The organism is Microbacterium sp. ZKA21, from assembly GCF_050434165.1.
GTDB lineage: Bacteria > Actinomycetota > Actinomycetes > Actinomycetales > Microbacteriaceae > Microbacterium.
Map to the genome: position 1 here is coordinate 289,976 of NZ_JBNPVV010000003.1, position 18,523 is coordinate 308,498.

The window sequence follows — 18,523 nt, forward strand, 5'->3', positions numbered from 1 at the left end:
GAACCCCGCCCTTTCTGCGTGCCCGGCGGGTGATCGGGCGCGCGTGCGCTCGGGCGCGCGTCGCCCGCCCCGAACCGGAGGACTTCGCGCGATCCGGAGGGTCGAATCCGCCATTTCGATCCTCCCGTTCGGGGGTTCTCCTCCGGTTCGGACGTGGGCCGGATGTCGTGCCGCTCCCGCACCCGCCCTGCACCGCGGGGCGAGGGCGGCCTCTTGTCCACAGCATCCGAGGATGCCGGGGGAGATGTCGCACGAGGCGGAGCATCCGAGCACGAAGCTCGGACGATGGATCCGATCACCGAACTGCGCCGACTGGGCGGAGTCGCGCAGGTGCGAGCGCTGCTCGACGCCGGCGTCACGACCCATGCCCTGCGCATGGCGAAGACCGCTGGTACCGTCCGAAAGATCCGCAACGGCTGGGTCGCGCTCCCGGACGCCGACCCGATCCTCGTCGGCGCAGCGCGTCGCGGCGTCGTGCTGACGTGCGTCACACTCGCGAAGCGGCACAACCTGTGGGTGCGGAAGGTGAGTGAGCTGCATGTGGGTGCGCCTCCGACCGCAGGTCACGTGACCGCGCCGAAAGCGGTGGTGCACTGGAACAAGCCCGTCGTTCCGCGGATGCCGGGGGCCGTGGAGGATCTGCTCATCAACGCGCTGGTGATCGCGACCGCCTGTCTCGTCCGCGAGGATGCCATCGCGCTGTGGGAATCCGCGCTGCGCAAGGGCGTCGTGCAGAAGAGCGAGGTGCTGCGCCTTCCGCTGGCCGCTTCCGCGCGGAGCCTCGTAACGCAGGCCTCGCTCTGGTCGGACTCGGGGCTCGAGTCGATCGTCTTGCACCGACTGCGTTGGTTGAAGCTGCCGCTCGTGCAGCAGGCGTGGGTTCTCGGGCATTGGGTCGATCTGCTCATCGGCGACCGTCTGGTGATCCAGATCGACGGAGGGACGCACGTCGGCGCGCAGCGCACCGAGGACATCGCGCATGACGCACTGCTGAAGTTGCACGGGTATCACGTCATCCGCATCGGGTACGACCAGATCATGAACCACTGGACCGAGGTGCAGGCGAGGATCATGTCGGCGATCGCGCAGGGCCTCCACCTCGCGTGAGGGTCCGACCCGAACGGGAGGACTCCGCGCGAACGGGAGGATCGAAACCGCCGTTTCGATCCTCCCGTTCGGGTGTTCCCCTCCCGTTCGGGAGCACGAACTTCACTCACACCTGTGACGGAAGTGACGAATGTGGCCCGACACGCCGCCGAAAACGTCAAAACCCGCGAAATGACGCGGAAATGTCGGCCATGGTTGATACATTCGAGGCGGTCGCTCGACCAGGAGCATCCGCTCCGACCCACACAACAACGCGACGGGACCCTCGTCGCTGGAGGATGACATGGCTGACAAGTCCATCACCAAGACCGAGCTCGTCGCGAGCATCGCTTCCGCCACCGGCCAGAGCCAGGCCACCGTCTCCGGTGTGCTCGACGCTCTGTTCTCCTCGGTCTCCGACGCCGTTGCCAAGGGCAGCAAGGTCTCGATCCCGGGCTGGATCTCGTTCGAGCAGGTCGACACGGCCGCCCGCACGGGCCGCAACCCGCAGACCGGCGCCGAGATCAAGATCCCGGCCGGCAAGCGCGTCAAGGTGACCGCCGGTTCCAAGCTCAAGGCCGCCGTCAAGTAAGACTGCTTCCTTTCGAAGGCCGCTCCCTGGTGGGGGCGGCCTTCGTGCGTCCGCCTGGGAATCCGCGTCCGCCGCGCCGCGTAGGCTTGACGGGTGACCACGCCAGCGCAGCGGGTCTCGGCGTATCGCATCGCCGGACCCGCGATCCTCCTCATCGCCGGTGTCGTCGCCACCGTTCTCGCGCTGATCTACGGCGGCGGGGCCGAAGCGCCCCGCCTGCTCGACCCCGGCCCCATCGTGCGCTGGGGACTGCCTGTCGTCAAGATGCTGAGCAACGTCACCGGCGCCATCATGCTCGGCTCGCTAGTACTCGCCCTCTTCGCCCTCCGCACCGGCACCAAGCCCTTCGAACGGGCGATGGATGCCGCGTCGGCCGGAGCCGCGGCCTTCACCGTGGCATCCGGAACGGCGTCCTTCCTCACCTTCATGTCGGTGTTCAACCCGGCTCTGAGCGCCGACCGGCTGTTCGGAGAGCAGCTGGGCAGCTTCCTGCTGAACACGGCGCTCGGCCAGTCCTGGCTCATCACGACTCTGATGGGCGCGACCGTCACCGTGCTGGCGTTCGCCTGGCGCACGTGGACTCCCGTGCTGCTGACGGCGATCCTCGCCGCGGCATCCTTCCTCCCGCTCGCCACCCAAGGGCACTCCGGCGACGTCGCCGGGCACAACATCGCGGTCAACTCGATCCTGCTGCACACCATCGGCGCCGCCGTGTGGCTCGGGGGCCTCCTGCTCGTCGTCATGCTGCGCCGTACGCCGGATCTCGACACCAGGGCGCTCGTGCAGCGCTACTCGACGCTCGCGCTGGCGGCGTTCGTCGTCGTCGCGGTCTCGGGGCTCGCGCGCTCGATCGTCGCCCTGGGCGACTGGGCCGGCCTGATGACGCCGTACGGCGGCATCCTGATCGCCAAGATCGTCCTGCTCGTCGCGATGGGCGCGCTCGGTGCCTGGTACCGCTCACGGCTGATCCCGAAGCTCGACCAGGACCGCCGCTGGTTCTGGATGCTGGTGCTCTGCGAGGTCGCGCTCATGGGCCTCGCCTCGGGTGCTGCTGCGGCGCTCGCCCGAACGGAGCCTCCGGCTGGAGATACGCCGCCGGCCGTCCGGACGCCGGCCGAGATCCTCACCGACTCCCCGCTGCCGCCCGAGTTCACCCTGGACCGCTGGTTCACGGAGTGGAACATCGACGTGCTGTGGCTGGTCGCCGGCGGCTTCGGGCTGGTGTTCTACCTGGCCGGAGTCCTGCGTCTGCGGCGCCGCGGCGACCGCTGGCCGATCCACCGCACCGTGTTCTGGGTCGCCGGCATCCTGCTGCTGATCTGGGTGACCAGCGGTGCGCTCAACGCCTACCAGGACTACCTGTTCAGCGTGCACATGATGGGGCACATGCTGCTGTCGATGGCGATCCCGCTGCTGCTCGTGTCCGGTGCGCCCATCACCCTGGCGCTGCGCGCGATCGAGAAGCGCGACGACGGCAGCCGCGGCGGACGCGAGTGGATCATGTGGGCCGTGCACTCGCCGTTCGCCCGCGTCCTGACGCATCCGTTCGTCGCGGCCGGGATCTTCGTCGGCTCGCTGTGGGCGTTCTACTTCACCGACCTCTTCCGGTGGTCGATGTACGAGCATCTCGGCCACGAGTGGATGATCGCGCATTTCCTGATCTCGGGTTATCTGTTCGTGATGAGCCTGATCGGGGTCGACCCGGTGCCGTACCGCCTGCCCTACCCCGGACGCCTGATCACCCTCATCGCCGTGATGGCGCTGCACGCGTTCTTCGGCATCGCGATCATGATGCAGACCGGGCTGATGGTCTCGGAGTGGTTCGGCGCGATGGGCCGCACGTGGGGCCCGACTCCGCTGGAGGATCAGTACATCGGCGGCGGCATCGCCTGGTCGGTCGGCGAGATCCCCACGCTCATCCTCGCGATCACGGTGGCGATCCAGTGGAGCCGGAACGACACGAAGGTGCAGCGCCGGCGCGACCGGCACGCGGACCGCACCGGCGAGGCCGAGCTCGAGGAGTACAACGCCCGGCTGGCGGAGCTCGCCGCCAAGGACGCCAGGGCGGCGGCGCGCGAAGGCCGCTGAGGCGTCGCTCTCACGCCCGTCGCACGACCCTGTCCCGTCCGGCTATCCGTCCGCCGGGGATCCGACCAGGATGGATGCCGAGCCGTCGGCGAGAATCGTGATCGTCCCGTTCACCTGGAACGGCACATCCTCCGAGACGTGCAGGATCTTGCCGTCGAAGAGCGAGCGGATGTCGACCTCGATGTGCGCCACGGCATCCGTCGCGGGAATCACCCATGCACCGCCGTCGGGTTCGACCGCGACCTGAGGCTGCTGCGCGATCGACCAGGTCGGCACTCCGTCGATGCGGTTGCTCACGTCGTACCCGAACGGGCAAGCAGTGGGCTTGAGGACCTGCTGGGTCGTGCACGCGGTGAGGAACTCCTCGACGCGCTGCTGCACGACCGCCACGAACTCGTCGGTCGCCGTCGCGGTCACCGAGACGGGCGTCGACGTGACCGGCGCGTCGGCGAGGACGCTGACGCCGGGGGATTCCGAGATCGCGGTGTCGACCGTGACCGAGTAGACGCCGGGGGTGAACACGAGCATCGAGAGCGGCGCCGTCGGGTCGGCTTCGGCTCCGGATGCCGAGACCTGGCCGCGCTCGACGGCGAACCCGTTCACGGCGAACCGATCCGCCCCCAGCAGGGTGAGCTCCACGGCGGCGAGCGGACTCTCGCTGAACCGCCACCGCGGCGCGATGCCGATCCAGCCGTCCTGCTCGACGCGGAATGTGCTCTCGCCGGCGTGGCCGTTCGCCGAGTACGAGACGGTGACCTCGCTGACGTCCTCCTGCTTCGTCGTCGATACGATCCCGACGTCGGTCAGCGGTGCGAGAGCGGCCTGACGCAGCAGCGCCTCGGACGCGGTGGGGTCGATCCCGGCATCCTCGAGGGTGGCGCGATCGATGGCGACCCCGGGGACGAGCAGTGCATCGCCGGCCCGGCCGGCCGCCAACAGGTCGAGATAGCGGGTGACGAAGGCGGCCGGGCTGTAGAACTGCTGGTACAGGGCGGCGCCGCCGGCGCCGAGAGCCGCGAGGAACAGGATGCCGATGAGCGCGAGGATCGACAGATCGACCCCGAGACGCGCGCGCCGGGGCGACCTGGGCGCAGGCTGCTCCATGGCGTCAGTCTAGGAGGGCGGTCCTGGGACGAAGCCGAGCATTGCCGACGGTGACGGGAGCCGGCGACGTACCATGGATGCCGTGTCCCTTCCCGCCCTCTCCGCCGAACAGGAAGCCCTGTTCCGGCTGATCGAGGACACCGATGAGCACGTCTTCGTGACCGGTAGAGCCGGCACGGGCAAGTCGACGCTGCTGCAGCACTTCGCGTGGAACACCAAGAAGCAGATCGCCATCTGCGCGCCGACGGGCGTCGCCGCACTCAACGTCGAGGGGCAGACGATCCACTCGCTGTTCCGCCTGCCGATCGGGCTCATCGCCGACAGCGAGATCGAGCAGAACGACGCGACCCGACGCATCCTGAACGCGATCGAGACCCTCGTGATCGACGAGATCTCGATGGTCAACGCCGACCTGATGGATGCCATGGACCGCGCGCTGCGCCAGGCGCGCGGACGCCGCGGACTGCCGTTCGGCGGCGTTCAGGTCGTCATGTTCGGCGACCCGTACCAGCTCGCGCCCGTGCCGCCGCGGGGTGACGAGGCGCGCTACGTGGAGGATCACTACCGGTCGTTCTGGTTCTTCGACGCGAAGGTGTGGGCGGGGTCGGCTCCGGGGGAGGACGACGGCCTGCTCGATCTCGGCCGTCACGGCGCCGAGCTGCACGTGCGCGAGCTCGTGGAGATACACCGGCAGTCGGACGACGGCTTCAAGGCCATGCTCAACGCCGTCCGGTACGGGCGCGTGACCGCCGAGATCGCCCAGGTGCTGAACACGCAGGGGGCGCGTCCGCAACCGGAGCCGGAGCCTGGCGAGGTGCCGATGATCACGCTCGCCACGCGCAACGACATCGTCAACAACATCAACCGCCGTCATCTCGCGGCTCTCGGGGGACGCGAGCAGACCGCCAAGGCCGAGATCAACGGCGACTTCGGGCGCGGCGAGGCGAACTTCCCCGCGGATGCCGAGCTGAAGCTCAAGGTCGGGGCTCAGGTGATGTTCCTGCGCAACGACACGGCGATGGCGGGAGAACCGCCGCGGTGGGTGAACGGCACGATCGGGACGGTCATCCGCATCCTCGGCGGCTCGGTGCGCGTCGACATCGACGGCGAGGAGGTCGACGTCGAGCCGGCCGTGTGGGAGAGGTACCGGTACGCCTACAACCCGCTGACGAAGACGCTGTCGCGCGACGTGGTCGCGGAGTTCACGCAGTTCCCGCTGCGCCTCGCGTGGGCCGTCACCATCCACAAGTCGCAGGGCAAGACCTACGACCGGGCGCTCATCGACCTCGGCTCCGGTGCATTCGCCCCCGGCCAGACCTATGTCGCGCTGAGCCGGCTGACGTCGCTCGACGGCCTGTACCTGTCCCGGCCGCTGCGGCCGAGCGACATCCGCGTGGACGAGGACGTCCGCCGCTTCATGCGCGCGGCGTGGGAGCGCAACTCGACCCCCGAGGTCACCGCCTGATCAGGCGGCCGCGCGGGCGCGGTCGAGATCCTCGAAGAGCTCGGTGTTGAAGCGGTACGCCAGCAGCACCTCGTCGATGACCCGCTCCCGCTCGGCGTCGTCCCAGGGGGCGGCGTCCAGTTGATCGCGGTAGACGTCCTTGAACGCCTTCGGATCGGCGATGTCGTCGAACAGATAGAAGCCGATCCCGTTCGTCTCGAACCCGAACCGCCGCTGCATGACGCGTCCGATGAAGATCCCGCCGGACAGGTCACCGAGGTAGCGCGTGTAGTGGTGGGCGACGAAGCCCCCGGGCCACGTCGCACCGACCTGGTCGATCCGTTCGACGTAGCGCCGCGTGGTCGGCAGCGGCTGGATCCGCTCGCGCCAGTCCGGCCCCACGAGGAACGCGAGGTCGGCCTCGAGCGCGGGCAGGCGCGTGAGCTTGTCGCTGAGGAAGACCGAGGCCACCGGGTCGCGCCGCATCCGCTCTGCGGCGGATTCGAGCGCCTCGTAGATGAAGTAGTGCTGCGTGACGAGCGCGATGTAGTCATCGCGCGAGCCTTCGCCCGTCAGCAGATCGCCCATGAATCCGGCGTGCTCGCTGCGGGAGTGCGACCCGGATGAGCGCTCGCGCAGCGCCGCGGAGAACGAGAGGATTTCGGACATGCCCTCAGTGTAAGGGCAACCTAACCTGTTGCGAAGGACGGATTTCAGGCGTGCGGGCGCGGCTCGACGCCCAGACGCGCGCAGGCCGCGTCGTACAGCGCCACGATCTCGCGCCGGACGGCCGGTCGTTCTGCGATCGCGCCACCCGGCCACGGCACGCGCAGCTCGTCTTCGGCTCCGTCGGCGCGGATCACCCGCCAGAGACCGGCTTCGCCGTCGAAACCCGTCATCACGGCATCCGCGATCGGGCTGAGGGATGCCGGGGCGAAAGCGCGTGCGATGAGCAGGTTGTCGTCGGTGTGATCGCCGTTCATGTGGCGCAGGACGGCTGCGACCACATCGGCGTCGAAGGTGTGGGGCACGCCACCACTGTAGGGCGCCGTCGGCCCGCGGCATCCCGGGGTGTCTTTCAGGATCTCCCCTCTAGACTCTCTGGAGATACCCAGGGAGTGGATCCATGCACCTTCTGTCGTCGCGCCGCCTCGGCGCAGCTGCAGCCTCAGCCGCGGCGCTCGCGCTCGTTCTGGCGGGCTGCTCCGGTGATGCGGATGTGACGTACACGCCGCCGCCGCAGGTCGACGGCGCCCTCCCCGAAGACACCGTGGCGCAGATGCAGGCCGCGGTCGACAACGCCATCACGGCATCCGGTGCCTCGGGTGCGATCGTCGGAGTGTGGGTTCCGTGGAGCGGCGAGTGGGTCGCGGCGACGGGGACCCAGGCGCAGGGCGACGACACCGAGGTGACGACCGACATGTCGTTCCGGATCGCGGACACCACCCGCCTCATGACGTGCGACGTCCTCTACGGCATGGCCGACGACGGTCTCATCGAGCTCGACGCCGCGGTGCCCGACTACGTGTCGGGTGTGGCGGACCTCAAGGACATCACGCTGCTGGATCTCTGCAACGGCACCGCGGGCATCGGCTCCTCGGAGGCGATGATGAAGAGCGCGTGGCTGACCACGCCGGAGCGCGTATGGGCCCCGCTGGAGCTCGCCGCGTTCGGTCTCGGCCAGGAGGCGTCGACCCCGCACACGGCCTACCGCGACTCGGATGCCGGCTACCTGCTTCTCGGCCTCGCGCTCGAGCGCGCATCGGGCAAGAGCGCAGCCGCGCTCATCGACGAGTACGTGACCGATCCCCTCGACCTCGCGCAGACGCGCCTGCCCGGCGCGCGCCCGGCCGCGGCATCCGACGGCGCCGTGCTGCGCGGCAACACCCTGCCGGCGATCGAGGGCGGATACGACTGCACTGCGCCCATCGACGTGAGTGTCGCCTCCGCGAGCTTCGGATACACCGACTCCGGTGCCGTGTCGACCATCGAGGACCTCGGGACCTACATCCAGGCCACGGCGGCGCAGGCGCTGCGCGCGGAGGATGCCGAGCCCGCCCGCTTCGGCACCCCGCTGCCGGTGTCGGCGTCGTCGCCGTCCTGGTACCAGGCGACCGGCGGAGCATTCGTCGTCGGATCGATGATCGGCCAGCAGGGCTGGGTCCCGGGTTACGCGACGTCGGCGTACTCGGACCCCGCCACCGGCTTCACGGTCGCTGTCACGCTGAACAACTCGGCATCCGGCAGCAGCATCGCCGCGTACCTCGCGTGGGAGCTCGCCGCGATCGCGTCGAAGGCACCGGCCGCCGACGGGCAGACCGCCCCCGACTTCGGGCTGCCCTTCACGGCCGAGCAGTACCACGACGTCATCTCCAGCATCGTCACCTGCGCTGCGCCTCCCGCCGGCTGACTCTCGTGCCGGACCGTCCGACCGGCTCGCCCAAGGCCGTCGACACGCTGAACTTCCTCAAGACGCGCATCGTGCGCGGCGACTGGCCGATCAACAGCCGCATCCCGCGCGAGCCCGATCTCATGGCGATGATCGGAGTCGGAAAGTCGACCGTGCGCGAGGCCGTCCGCGCGCTCGCCGCGCAGGGGATGCTGGAGCCGATCACGGGCGTCGGAACCTTCGTGCGCTCGCGCACCCCGGTGGCTTCGGTGGTGACGGATCACCTCGCCGAGTATTCGCTCGAGGACGTGCTCGTCTACCGTCGGGCCCTCGAGATGGAGGCCGTGCGCCAGGCGGCCGTGCTCCGCACCGACGAGCAGCTCTCCCAGTTGCGCGCGGTCTGCGACCGTGACCGGCGCATCACCGCGGGCACCCCGTTCGCCGCAGAACTCGGCGAGACGCCGGGGAGCTTCCACCATCTGGTCTTCGAGGCATCCGGCAACCGACTCCTCGCAGGTCTGTACGTCGCGGTCATGCCGGTCATCCGCGCGGCGGTCCGCGGAGGGCGGCTCCGGCTCGGTGCCGACCTGGAGGTCTTCGACGCGGACCATGCGGCGATCCTCGAGGCGATCGGGGAACGGGATGCCGCGGCCGCCGCCCGCGCGATGGCCACCCACCTGGATCACGACCTGGTCGTCTGATCGACCCGTCAGTCGACGAGCCCGAGCCGGTGCGCGAGGATCACGGCGTGCACCCGGTCGCGCGCTCCGACCTTCGCCAGCACGCGGCCGACATGTGTCTTGACGGTGGATTCGCTGAGGAACAGCGCCTGCGCGATCTCGACGTTGGACAGGCCGAGGGCGATCTGCACGAACACATCGCGCTCGCGCTCGGTGAGGGAGGCCGTGGGGTCGTCCTGCGGTGGCGTGTTCGCCAGCCGCGGACCGACGTGCTCCAGCAGGCGGCGTGTGACCCGTGGCGCGAGCACGGCGTCGCCCTGATGGACGGCGCGGACGGCGGCGATCAGCTCGTGACGGTGCGCATCCTTCAGGAGGAACCCGCTCGCGCCCGCGCGGATCGCTCCGAACGCGTACTCGTCGAGGTCGAACGTCGTCAGCACCAGTACACGCGTCTGCGGGCGGGCTCGGACGATCTCCTCCGCGGCCGCGATGCCGTCGACCCCCGGCATCCGGATGTCCATGAGGACGACGTCCGGGGCGAGCGTCGACGCGCGGGCGATCGCGGCGGCCCCGTCGCCGGCCTCGCCGACGACGACGAGATCATCCTCGGCCTCGAGGACGAGCCGGAAGCCGACGCGGATGAGCTCCTGGTCGTCGACGAGGAGGATGCGGATCTGCTCGGTCATGTCTCGCTCCCGTCGGAGGACGCCGCGGGGAGCTCGGCGCGCAGCCTCCATCGTCCGTCGCCGGCGGGGCCGGCGTCCAGCCTGCCGCCCAGATGCGACGTGCGTTCGGCGAGACCCCGGAGGCCGAAACCGCCGGCGTCGGCTTCGGCGCGGACGCCGACGCCGTCATTGCCGATCTCGATCACGATCGGATCGGCGGCGCGGTCGATGCGCACCGACACGGTCGTCGCCTGGGGAGCATGGCGCATGGCGTTCGTGACGCCCTCCTGCACGACCCTGCCGATGGCGAACTCGACCGGCTCCGCCGCGCGAGCGTCGCCCGCCACCGTGAGCGTCACCGGGAAGCCGGCCCGCTGCGCCGCCGCGACCGTGGTGCGAGGATCGACCGGGGCGGTCGGAGCGAGGGGAGCCTCGGCGTCCCCTTCGCGCAGCACCCCGAGCATCGAACGCATCTCGGTCAGCGCGCCGCGCGCCGTCGCGGCTGCGGCCGCCGAGGCATCCCGCGCGCGATCCGGATCCGAGGTGGCGGCCGCGCCCTCGGACAGCGCGACGATGACCGTCAGCGAGTGCGAGACGACATCGTGCATCTCGCGCGCGATCCGCGCTCGTTCGGCGGCGGCGGCGATCTGCGCCTGCTGGTCGCGCTCGTTCAGCAGCTGGCGGGAGCGATCGATGATGGCCTCGACGTAGCGCTTGCGTCCGCCGACGTTGGTGCCGATGAGCGTGCCGATGAGGGCGAGGACGAGTTGGCCGAGGATGCCGTTCACCGCGGCCTGGAGCGTGATGACTCCGGCGAGTTCGAGTGCGGCCGACAGAAGCGTCAGGCTGCCGATCCCGATGCCGAAGGCCGTCCACGCGGCGCGGGACGAGCGGTAGACGGCCATGCCGTAGCTCGTGACGAGCAGCAGCGGTCCGCCCGCCGGCTCGAGGAGCAGCAGGTAAGCGGCCGCGACGAGGTAGGCGGCGACCAGCACTGTCGTCGGCCAACGCCGTCGACGCAGCGCCAGCAGGACGCAGGCGGCCAGGACCAGGGTCAGGATGGCGATGCTCACACCGAGCGGAGCCGGCTCCGCGGGGACGAGCGTGCCGTCCGGTGCCGTCGTGTAGCTCGCGTTGGTGCCGACGGACAGCGCGAGGCAGACCAGCGCGATCAGGATGTCCGCGAACAGCGGATGCCGCGCCCAGAACCGCCGGATCACACCCGGGGGACGCGGCAGACGCAGCTCCTCCGCCGCGGCATCCCGGTCGGGAGTTCCGTCGGCGGAGGAGCTGCGGTGGCTCATGCTCGACACGCGCTCGACTCTACGCGTCGCGCGTGCGCAGGACGGCCCAGGCGCCGAGCAGCCCGGCAGTCACCCAGGCGGCGAGCGTCAGGTAGGCCTCCCCGACCGGCAGGCCCCAGTCGTCCTGGGGGAGGATGATGCTCTGCGCCGCACTCATCGGCAGGTGCGCACTCGCATCGGCGATCCACTCCCATCCTTCACCTGGCATCGCGAAGATGTTGGCGACGAGCGGCAGCACGAGCAGCAGACCGACGGTGGCGGCGATCGCCCCCGCTCCGGAGCGCAGCATGAAGCCGAACGCGACGCCGAGCAGTGCGAACACGGCCATCGCCAACGAGGTGGCGAGGATCGGCAGCGTCGAAGCCGACGGGGTTCCCCAGTCGAACGGCTGGGCGGTGTCCGTGAACATCGGTGTGACCACGAGGGCTGCTGTGACGAAGATCACGACCGAGCTGACGAACAGCACCAGTCCCACCACGATCGCTTTGGCGAGGAGCACCGAGCCGCGCACGGGAACCGCGGTGAGCGTCGAGCGGATCATGCCGGTCGAGTACTCGCCGGTGACCGAGATGGCACCGAGGATACCGGCGAGCAGCATCGTGAACTGCACCGGCGAGACGACGGCCTGGATGGGTTCGAATCCGGGCGCGGCCGTCATCGACTGCGCGACGAGCACCGCGATGCCGATGGTGAGTGCGGCCGTGATCCCGATCGACCACCAGGTGGAGCGGAGCGTGGCGAGCTTGATCCACTCGCTGCGCAGGATCCGCAGGAAGTTCAGTCGGTACGGCGACTCGACGTGCGTGGCGCGACGAGGGGCGGAAGCGGTCAGGGTGCTCATGCGATCTCCTTGGTCCGGTATTCGACGTCGTCGCCGGTGAGGGCCAGATAGGCATCCTCGAGCGACCCGGTCGTGGGCGTGAGTTCGTGCAGGCGGATGCCGCGGTCCGCGGCGATGTCGCCGACGAGGGGTGCGGCGAGACCGACGATCTCGAGCAGGTCCGGTTCGGTGCTGATGATCTCGACGTCCGCGCCGGCGACGGCTTCGGCGAGGGCGGCGGCCTGCGGCGTGCGCACGCGGACGGAGTTGCGCGTCCAGGCGCGGACGAGATCGTCCAGCGACGCATCGGCGAGGACGCGGCCCCGACCCATCACGATGACGTGATCGGCGGTCTGCGCCATCTCGCTCATGAGGTGGCTGGAGAGCAGGACCGTCCGGCCCTCGGATGCCGCGTGCCGGACGAACTGGCGCACCCACCGGACACCCTCGGGGTCGAGGCCGTTGACCGGCTCGTCGAGGATGAGCGTGTGCGGGTCGCCCAGGAGCGCGGCCGCGATGCCGAGACGCTGTCCCATGCCGAGCGAGAATTTCCCTGCCCGCTTGCGGGCGACCGGGGTGAGACCGGCGAGGTCGATGACCTCATCGACGCGGGCGGGGCCGATGCCGTGCGTCGCGGCCATGGCGCGCAGGTGGTTGCGGGCGCTGCGGCCGGTGTGCACGGCCTTCGCGTCGAGCAGCACGCCGACCTCGGTGAGCGGAGCACCCAGACGCCGGTACTCGGTGCCGCCGATGGTGGCGCGCCCGGCCGTCGGGCGGTCGAGCCCCACGATCATGCGCATGGTGGTGGACTTGCCGGCGCCGTTCGGGCCGAGGAAGCCCGTGACGGCTCCGGGGCGGATCGTGAACGAGATGTCGTCCACGGCCGTCTTGTCGCCGAATCTCTTCGTGAGTCCTTCTGCAGTGATCATGCTTCGACGCTACGGATGCCGGACGTCGAAGCGCGTCCTCCTGCGGTACCGACTACGGGCCGAAGGGCGGCACTGCGGGACCATGATCGAAAGAGGCCGCGACGGTTCCCCGTCGCGGCCTCTCCGCGGATGCGCACCTCGTGCGCGCCCGGAGGTCAGACTCTGTTGCGACCGCCGATCACACGGAACAGGAACGCGATCAGCGCGATGACGCCGACGATCAGCGCCACCCACAGCAGCCAGTTCAGTGCCGTGTTGAGGCCGCCGACGATGGCGAGAATGACGGCGATGACGATGATCAGCACCAATGCGATGTTCATGAACGACTCCTTCGCTCGGGTTGAATCCACCATCCTGCCGTGTCTAAGCCGATCGGCCACGAGGGTTGACGAGCGCTGTCACGCGGTGGTAGCCGCCCCCGCGTGCCTCTGCGACCGGGAGAATGGAGAAGGACGAGTTCAGAGGAGAGACATGGCAGCGCATCCCTTCGACGCGATCACCGCGGACGATCTTCGGCAGGCCGGCAGCGTGAAGTGGACGGCATTCCCTGACACGATCGGCGCCTTCGTCGCCGAGATGGACTTCGGCGTCGCGCCGGCCATCACGGACGCGATCACGGCATCGCTGGATGCCGGGCTCACCGGGTATCTGCCCGAACGGCTGCGGGCGCAGCTCGCCGAGGCCACGGCATCCTGGTACTCCGAGAAGTACGGCTGGGATGTGCCGGCCGAGCGTGTGCGCGCCGTGTCCGACGTGATCTCCGCGTTCGAGTTCGCGATCACGTCGTACACGTCGCCGGGAGGGGCCGTCATCGTGCCGACGCCGGCCTACATGCCATTCTTGACGGTGCCCGGCCGCCTCGGCCGGCGGGTCATCGAAGTGCCGAGCGTTCTCGTGGACGGCCGCTGGATCATGGACCACGAGGGCGTCGCGGCCGCGTTCGCCGACGGGGGCGAACTGCTCGTGCTGTGCAACCCGCACAACCCGCTCGGCACGGTCGCCACCCGCGACGAGCTGCTGGCGGTCGCCGCGACGGTGGATGCCGCGGGCGGGCGGGTCTTCAGCGATGAGATCCACGCGCCGCTCGTGTACGCCCCCGGCACGCACATCCCGTATGCGTCGGTGTCGGACGTCGCCGCCGGGCACACGCTGACCGCGGCATCCGCGTCGAAGGCGTTCAACCTCGCCGGGTTCAAGTGCGCGCAGCTGATCTTCTCGAACGAGGAGTCCGAGCGGCTGTGGGAGGAGGACGGCGGCTGGGCGGGCCACGGCACGGCGACGATCGGCGTGATCGCGAACATCGCCGCCTATACCGGCGGCGAAGCCTGGCTCGACGACGTCGTGGAGTATCTCGACGGCAACCGACGGCTGCTGACCGAGCTCATCGCCGAGATCCCCGGCGTGAGCATCGTGGTCCCCGAGGGGACCTACATCGCGCTGCTGGACTTCCGCGAGAGCGGTCTGACCGGCGACCTCGCCGCCTGGTTCCACGAGCACGCCGGCGTCGCCATGACGGACGGCTCGGCGTGCGGCGAGGCGGCGATCGGGTACACCCGGTTCGTGTTCGCGACGCCGCGTCCGATCATGGTCGAGGCCGTCGACCGGATCCGGCGGGCGCTCGCCGAGGTCAGCGAGCGCGCCGCCTGATCTCAGCGGTTGACGGCCTGCATACCGGCGGCGTTGTAGCGATCGCCGGCCACGCCGAAGCGTGCGACGAGGTCGTTCAGATCCGCGATGTCGTCGGCGGAGAGTGCCACGGTCGTGGATGCGGCGTTCTCGTCGATGCGCTCCCGGCGCCGGGTGCCGGGGATCGGCACGATGAACGGATGCTGCGCGAGCAACCACGCGAGCGCGACCTGACCGGGTGACACGTCGCGCTCGGCGGCGAGAGCCTTCACGTGATCGACGAGCCGGAGGTTGGCGGCGAGGTTCTCGGCCTCGAAACGGGGCACCTTGGCGCGGATCTCATCGGAGCCGAATGTGCTGCCGGCCGTCACGGTTCCCGTCAGGAAGCCCTTGCCGAGCGGGCTGAACGGCACGAACCCGATGCCGAGTTCGGCGCAGGTCGGCAGCACCTCCGGCTCCGGATCGCGCGTCCACAACGAGTACTCGCTCTGTACGGCGGTCACCGGGTGCACGGCGTGCGCGCGCCGGATCGTCGACGCGGCCGCCTCGGAGAGCCCGAAGTGGCGCACCTTGCCCTCGGCGATGAGTTCGCCGACGGTGCCCGCGACGTCCTCGATGGGCACGTCCGGATCGACGCGGTGCTGGTAGAGCAGGTCGATCGTCTCGATACCGAGGCGCTGCAGCGAACCTTCGGCGGCGGCGCGAATGCGTTCGGGGCGGGAATCCACGCCGACCGACGCGCCGTCCTGGATGTCGAAGCCGAACTTCGTGGCGATCGTGACGCGGTCCCGGATGGGCCGCAGCGCCTCGCCGACGAGCTCCTCGTTGTCGTACGGGCCGTAGACCTCGGCGGTGTCGATGAACGTGACGCCGTGGTCCACCGCGTATCGGAGGACGTCGATCATCTCCTGCCGGTCGCCGGGGTTGGGGCCGTAGCTCTGGGACATGCCCATGGCGCCGAGACCGATCGCGGAGACCTCGAGGCCCTGGCCGAGTGTGCGGATGTGCATGCTGGTTCCTTCCGTCGAGGCCAGCGTAGGACGGTCGGGTCGTCGGGAGGGAGGTTCTGTCAGGGCACCCCTGCGGAGGCCTCAGGCCGCGTTCGTCAAGCGGTGCGCGTTCCCCGCATGAACGAGTGCATCGATGTGCCGCTCGATCTCGTTGAACTCCGGAGAGTTCACGTCGCGATCCGTGGGAAGGTCCACCGTGACGACCTCGCGGACGTGCCCGGAGATGCCGTGTGCGGTGCCGCCGGCCATGACCATGACGCGATCACCGAGGTAGACCGCTTCCTCGATGCTGTGCGTGACGAACAGAACGGTGATGCCGGCATCCCTCTGGATCCGCTGCAGTTCGTGCTGCATGTCGGTCCGGGTGAGGGCGTCGAGTGCCCCGAACGGCTCGTCCATCAGCATGACCGACGGCGTGTTCGCCAGCAGTCGCGCGATCGCCACACGCTGCTGCATGCCGCCGGACAGCTGGTGGGGGAACGATGAGGCGACGCGGGTGAGGCCGACCGAGTCCAGTGCCTGGGTCGCGCGCTCCTTCACGACCGCGCGCGGAAGCCGCGCCTGGCGGGGGCCGTACTCGATGTTCTCGCGGACGGTGAGCCAGGGGAACAGACCGTAGTCCTGGAAGACGACTCCTCTGTCGGGACCGGGGCCCGTCACTTCCGCACCGGCGACCCGGAGGGAACCTCCGCTGATGGTCTCGAAGCCGGCGACCATGCGCAGAAGCGTCGACTTGCCGCATCCGGACGCGCCGACGATGCAGACCACCTCACCGGCCCGGATGGTGATGTCGACGTCCTCGACGGCGGCGATCGGCGCCCCCGGGTAGCTCTTGCTCACGCCGGTCATCACGATGTCCGCGGCGTGCTGTTCGGGAACGCTCATGCTGTGCTCCTTGTCACTTCTGGATCGGACGGCGCCCGAAGGCGACGGAGAAGATGAGTGTGAGCAGCCGGTCCGCGATGAAGCCGGCCAGACCGATGACGATCATGCCCACGATGATGAGATCGGTGCGCGACTGCTCGCGCGCCTGGGTGATGAGAGCGCCGAGGCCCGTGCTGATGCCGACGGTCTCGCCGACGACGAGGATGACCCAGCCGAGCCCCATAGCGATGCGCATGCCGCTGATGATCTGCGGCGCCGCCGCGGGGATCACCACCTTGTACAGGGACTGGAGCTTCGGGGTTCCGAGCATGGCCGCCGCCTCGAGGAGGCGCCCCGGGACCTGGTGGACTCCGCTGATCGTGTTCAGCAGGATCGGGAAGACCGCGGCGATGAACACGAGGAACACGGTCGAGCGGTCTCCGAAGCCGATGATGAGCAGCGTGAGCGGGGCCCAGGCGGTCACGGGGATCGGGCGGACGAGGTTGACCGTGGGCTCCAGCATCCGGAACAGCAGCCGTGAGCGGCCCATGAGCACGCCCAGCGGCACGGCGACGGCGACGGCCAGCGCGAATCCCTGCAGGACGCGCAGCGTCGAAGCGGCGAGGTGCTCCCAGAGGGTGCCGCTGAACGAGTCGTCGTACACGCCGCCGACGGCGAGGTCGACGCCGCGCAGCGCGACCTCTCCCGGTGTCGGCAGGAACGTCATCTTGATGTCGAACGGGAGCGTCCAGGCGTACTGCACGCCCAGGTGCCAGCCGATGAGGATCAGAATCGGCACCGGAAGGGCGATCATCCAGCCCAGCGGGAGACGGCGCCGACGTGTTCGGTCGCCGGCGGAGGGGACGGATGCCGCGGTGGCGGCCTCCGCGCGATCCGGCGGGGTCTCGACGGTCGTGGTCATGGTGTCGGCTCCTCGGGACTCAGTCGTTCTGCGCGGCCGCGACGAACGAACTGTCGGCCAGCAGCTCGGGGTCCACGGCGGAGGAGACCTGATCGAACTCGAGCATCTCGTCGCCCATGGCCTGCAGCGTGCTCAGGTAGTCGTCGGTGAGGTCCCACGTCGGCCAGATGTTCTCGATCGCGGTGGCCGTCACGTCCGGGTCCAGGGCGAACTCGTCGACGAGCCCTTCGGCCCAGGCGTCCGTGTCTGCGGCCATGTGATCCACGGCGGCGATGTGCGTGTCCACGACCTCCTGAACCAGGTCGGGGTCGTCGGCGATCATCGAGTTGCTCGTCGCCAGGACGATGTTGGTCCGGCCGATGGACGTGTCGTACGCCGACATCAGTTCGTGTCCGCCGCCCTCGATCGCGATCGACGGGCCGACCTCCGCCGAGATGAACGCGTCGATCTGACCGGACGAGAAGGCGCCGGCGAGATCGGCGAACGGCAGGTTCACGAGTTCGACGTCCGAGGCCGGGTCGATCCCCTGCGACTCGAGCGTGCGCTTGAGCAGGATCTCCTGCGTGGCACCCATCGGGAAGCCGATGCTCGTTCCGACGAGATCCTCCGGGGACGTGATGTCCTCCGTCGCCACGATCCGTGTGCCGCCGTCGGCGGCCGCAGCGACGATGCGGACGTCCTGCTTCTCGGCGACGCCCGCGATCACCGACGCCGCACCCGTCACGCCGAAGTCGACGGAACCCGACACGATCGCGTTCTTGATATCGCTCGAGGTGTCGAAGAGCACGATCTCGAAGTCGACGCCGTCCGGTGCGAACTCCTCGTAGAAGTAGGGACTGAACAGATGCGGCTGTGCGCGCAGCGTCCCGATGGTGACGGTGGTGCCGGCGTCGTCGGAATCGGCGGATGACGCCGAGGCGCAGCCCGTCAGGGTGGCAGTGGCGAGGAGGGCGACGGCGGTGGTGGCGATGAGGGCAGGGGTGCGGAAGGTCACGGGGTC

Annotated in this window: 19 protein-coding genes; 7 read left to right on the forward strand and 12 right to left on the reverse strand. The window is 69.5% G+C overall.

Annotated features, from left to right (window positions below):
• Positions 1 to 213: 213 nt before the first annotated feature.
• The 3 genes from M2317_RS08740 (at position 214) to M2317_RS08750 (ending at position 3,766) form a co-directional block, all read left to right on the forward strand.
• Positions 214 to 1,107 carry an endonuclease domain-containing protein gene (locus tag M2317_RS08740; RefSeq protein WP_429459253.1) on the forward strand — a complete coding sequence of 298 codons (894 nt, stop codon included), beginning with the start codon at positions 214 to 216 and terminating at the stop codon, positions 1,105 to 1,107.
• Positions 1,108 to 1,390: 283 nt separating this feature from the next.
• Positions 1,391 to 1,678 (forward strand): HU family DNA-binding protein, encoded by a 288-nt coding sequence (locus M2317_RS08745; protein ID WP_120230127.1) that lies wholly within the window; start codon positions 1,391 to 1,393, stop codon positions 1,676 to 1,678.
• A 93-nt stretch (positions 1,679 to 1,771) separates the two neighbouring features.
• Positions 1,772 to 3,766 (forward strand): cytochrome c oxidase assembly protein, encoded by a 1,995-nt coding sequence (locus M2317_RS08750; RefSeq protein WP_429459256.1) that lies wholly within the window; start codon positions 1,772 to 1,774, stop codon positions 3,764 to 3,766.
• Between the two features lie 42 nt (positions 3,767 to 3,808).
• Here the strand turns inward: M2317_RS08750 and M2317_RS08755 are convergent, their stop codons facing one another.
• Positions 3,809 to 4,870: a hypothetical protein gene (locus M2317_RS08755; RefSeq protein WP_429459258.1), complete on the reverse strand. Its 1,062-nt coding sequence runs from the start codon at positions 4,868 to 4,870 to the stop codon at positions 3,809 to 3,811.
• 73 nt (positions 4,871 to 4,943) lie between these two features.
• Here M2317_RS08755 and M2317_RS08760 point away from each other — a divergent pair, with 73 nt between their 5' ends.
• Positions 4,944 to 6,335, forward strand: a complete 1,392-nt coding sequence (locus M2317_RS08760) for an ATP-dependent DNA helicase (protein WP_429459259.1) — start codon at positions 4,944 to 4,946, stop codon at positions 6,333 to 6,335.
• On the opposite strand, the gene M2317_RS08765 is transcribed toward M2317_RS08760, so the two are convergent.
• Positions 6,336 to 6,983: a heme oxygenase (biliverdin-producing) gene (locus M2317_RS08765; RefSeq protein WP_429459261.1), complete on the reverse strand. Its 648-nt coding sequence runs from the start codon at positions 6,981 to 6,983 to the stop codon at positions 6,336 to 6,338.
• A gap of 44 nt (positions 6,984 to 7,027) precedes the next feature.
• The gene (locus M2317_RS08770; RefSeq protein WP_429459263.1) at positions 7,028 to 7,345 is read right to left on the reverse strand and encodes a DUF2470 domain-containing protein; all 318 of its coding nucleotides are present in this window, start codon (positions 7,343 to 7,345) and stop codon (positions 7,028 to 7,030) included.
• A gap of 95 nt (positions 7,346 to 7,440) precedes the next feature.
• On the opposite strand from M2317_RS08770, the gene M2317_RS08775 reads away from it, so the two are divergent.
• Positions 7,441 to 8,724 (forward strand): serine hydrolase domain-containing protein, encoded by a 1,284-nt coding sequence (locus tag M2317_RS08775; protein ID WP_429459265.1) that lies wholly within the window; start codon positions 7,441 to 7,443, stop codon positions 8,722 to 8,724.
• 5 nt (positions 8,725 to 8,729) lie between these two features.
• Positions 8,730 to 9,404, forward strand: a complete 675-nt coding sequence (locus M2317_RS08780) for a FadR/GntR family transcriptional regulator (protein WP_429459267.1) — start codon at positions 8,730 to 8,732, stop codon at positions 9,402 to 9,404.
• An 8-nt stretch (positions 9,405 to 9,412) separates the two neighbouring features.
• Here M2317_RS08780 and M2317_RS08785 read toward each other — a convergent pair whose 3' ends face one another.
• The 5 genes from M2317_RS08785 to M2317_RS08805 form a co-directional block, all read right to left on the reverse strand.
• The gene (locus M2317_RS08785) at positions 9,413 to 10,069 is read right to left on the reverse strand and encodes a response regulator (protein WP_429459269.1); all 657 of its coding nucleotides are present in this window, start codon (positions 10,067 to 10,069) and stop codon (positions 9,413 to 9,415) included.
• Entirely contained in the window at positions 10,066 to 11,352 is a 1,287-nt protein-coding gene (locus M2317_RS08790) for a sensor histidine kinase (protein WP_429459565.1), read from the reverse strand. The genes M2317_RS08785 and M2317_RS08790 overlap by 4 nt, the downstream gene beginning before the upstream one ends.
• A gap of 19 nt (positions 11,353 to 11,371) precedes the next feature.
• A complete protein-coding gene (locus tag M2317_RS08795; RefSeq protein ID WP_429459271.1) occupies positions 11,372 to 12,193 on the reverse strand; it encodes an ABC transporter permease in 822 nt (273 codons plus the stop codon).
• A complete protein-coding gene (locus M2317_RS08800) occupies positions 12,190 to 13,101 on the reverse strand; it encodes an ABC transporter ATP-binding protein (RefSeq protein WP_429459274.1) in 912 nt (303 codons plus the stop codon). Before M2317_RS08800 ends, M2317_RS08795 begins: the two co-directional genes overlap by 4 nt.
• Before the next feature lie 155 nt (positions 13,102 to 13,256).
• Positions 13,257 to 13,421, reverse strand: a complete 165-nt coding sequence (locus tag M2317_RS08805; protein ID WP_264156427.1) for a hypothetical protein — start codon at positions 13,419 to 13,421, stop codon at positions 13,257 to 13,259.
• A 151-nt stretch (positions 13,422 to 13,572) separates the two neighbouring features.
• Here M2317_RS08805 and M2317_RS08810 point away from each other — a divergent pair, with 151 nt between their 5' ends.
• Entirely contained in the window at positions 13,573 to 14,748 is a 1,176-nt protein-coding gene (locus tag M2317_RS08810; RefSeq protein WP_429459276.1) for a MalY/PatB family protein, read from the forward strand.
• 2 nt (positions 14,749 to 14,750) lie between these two features.
• Here M2317_RS08810 and M2317_RS08815 read toward each other — a convergent pair whose 3' ends face one another.
• The 4 genes from M2317_RS08815 to M2317_RS08830 form a co-directional block, all read right to left on the reverse strand.
• Entirely contained in the window at positions 14,751 to 15,737 is a 987-nt protein-coding gene (locus tag M2317_RS08815; RefSeq protein ID WP_429459278.1) for an aldo/keto reductase, read from the reverse strand.
• An 81-nt stretch (positions 15,738 to 15,818) separates the two neighbouring features.
• Positions 15,819 to 16,622, reverse strand: coding sequence for an ABC transporter ATP-binding protein (locus tag M2317_RS08820; RefSeq protein ID WP_429459280.1), 804 nt, complete (start codon positions 16,620 to 16,622; stop codon positions 15,819 to 15,821).
• 13 nt (positions 16,623 to 16,635) lie between these two features.
• Positions 16,636 to 17,523, reverse strand: coding sequence for an ABC transporter permease (locus M2317_RS08825; protein ID WP_429459282.1), 888 nt, complete (start codon positions 17,521 to 17,523; stop codon positions 16,636 to 16,638).
• A 19-nt stretch (positions 17,524 to 17,542) separates the two neighbouring features.
• A complete protein-coding gene (locus M2317_RS08830) occupies positions 17,543 to 18,517 on the reverse strand; it encodes an ABC transporter substrate-binding protein (RefSeq protein WP_429459284.1) in 975 nt (324 codons plus the stop codon).
• Positions 18,518 to 18,523: the final 6 nt, after the last annotated feature.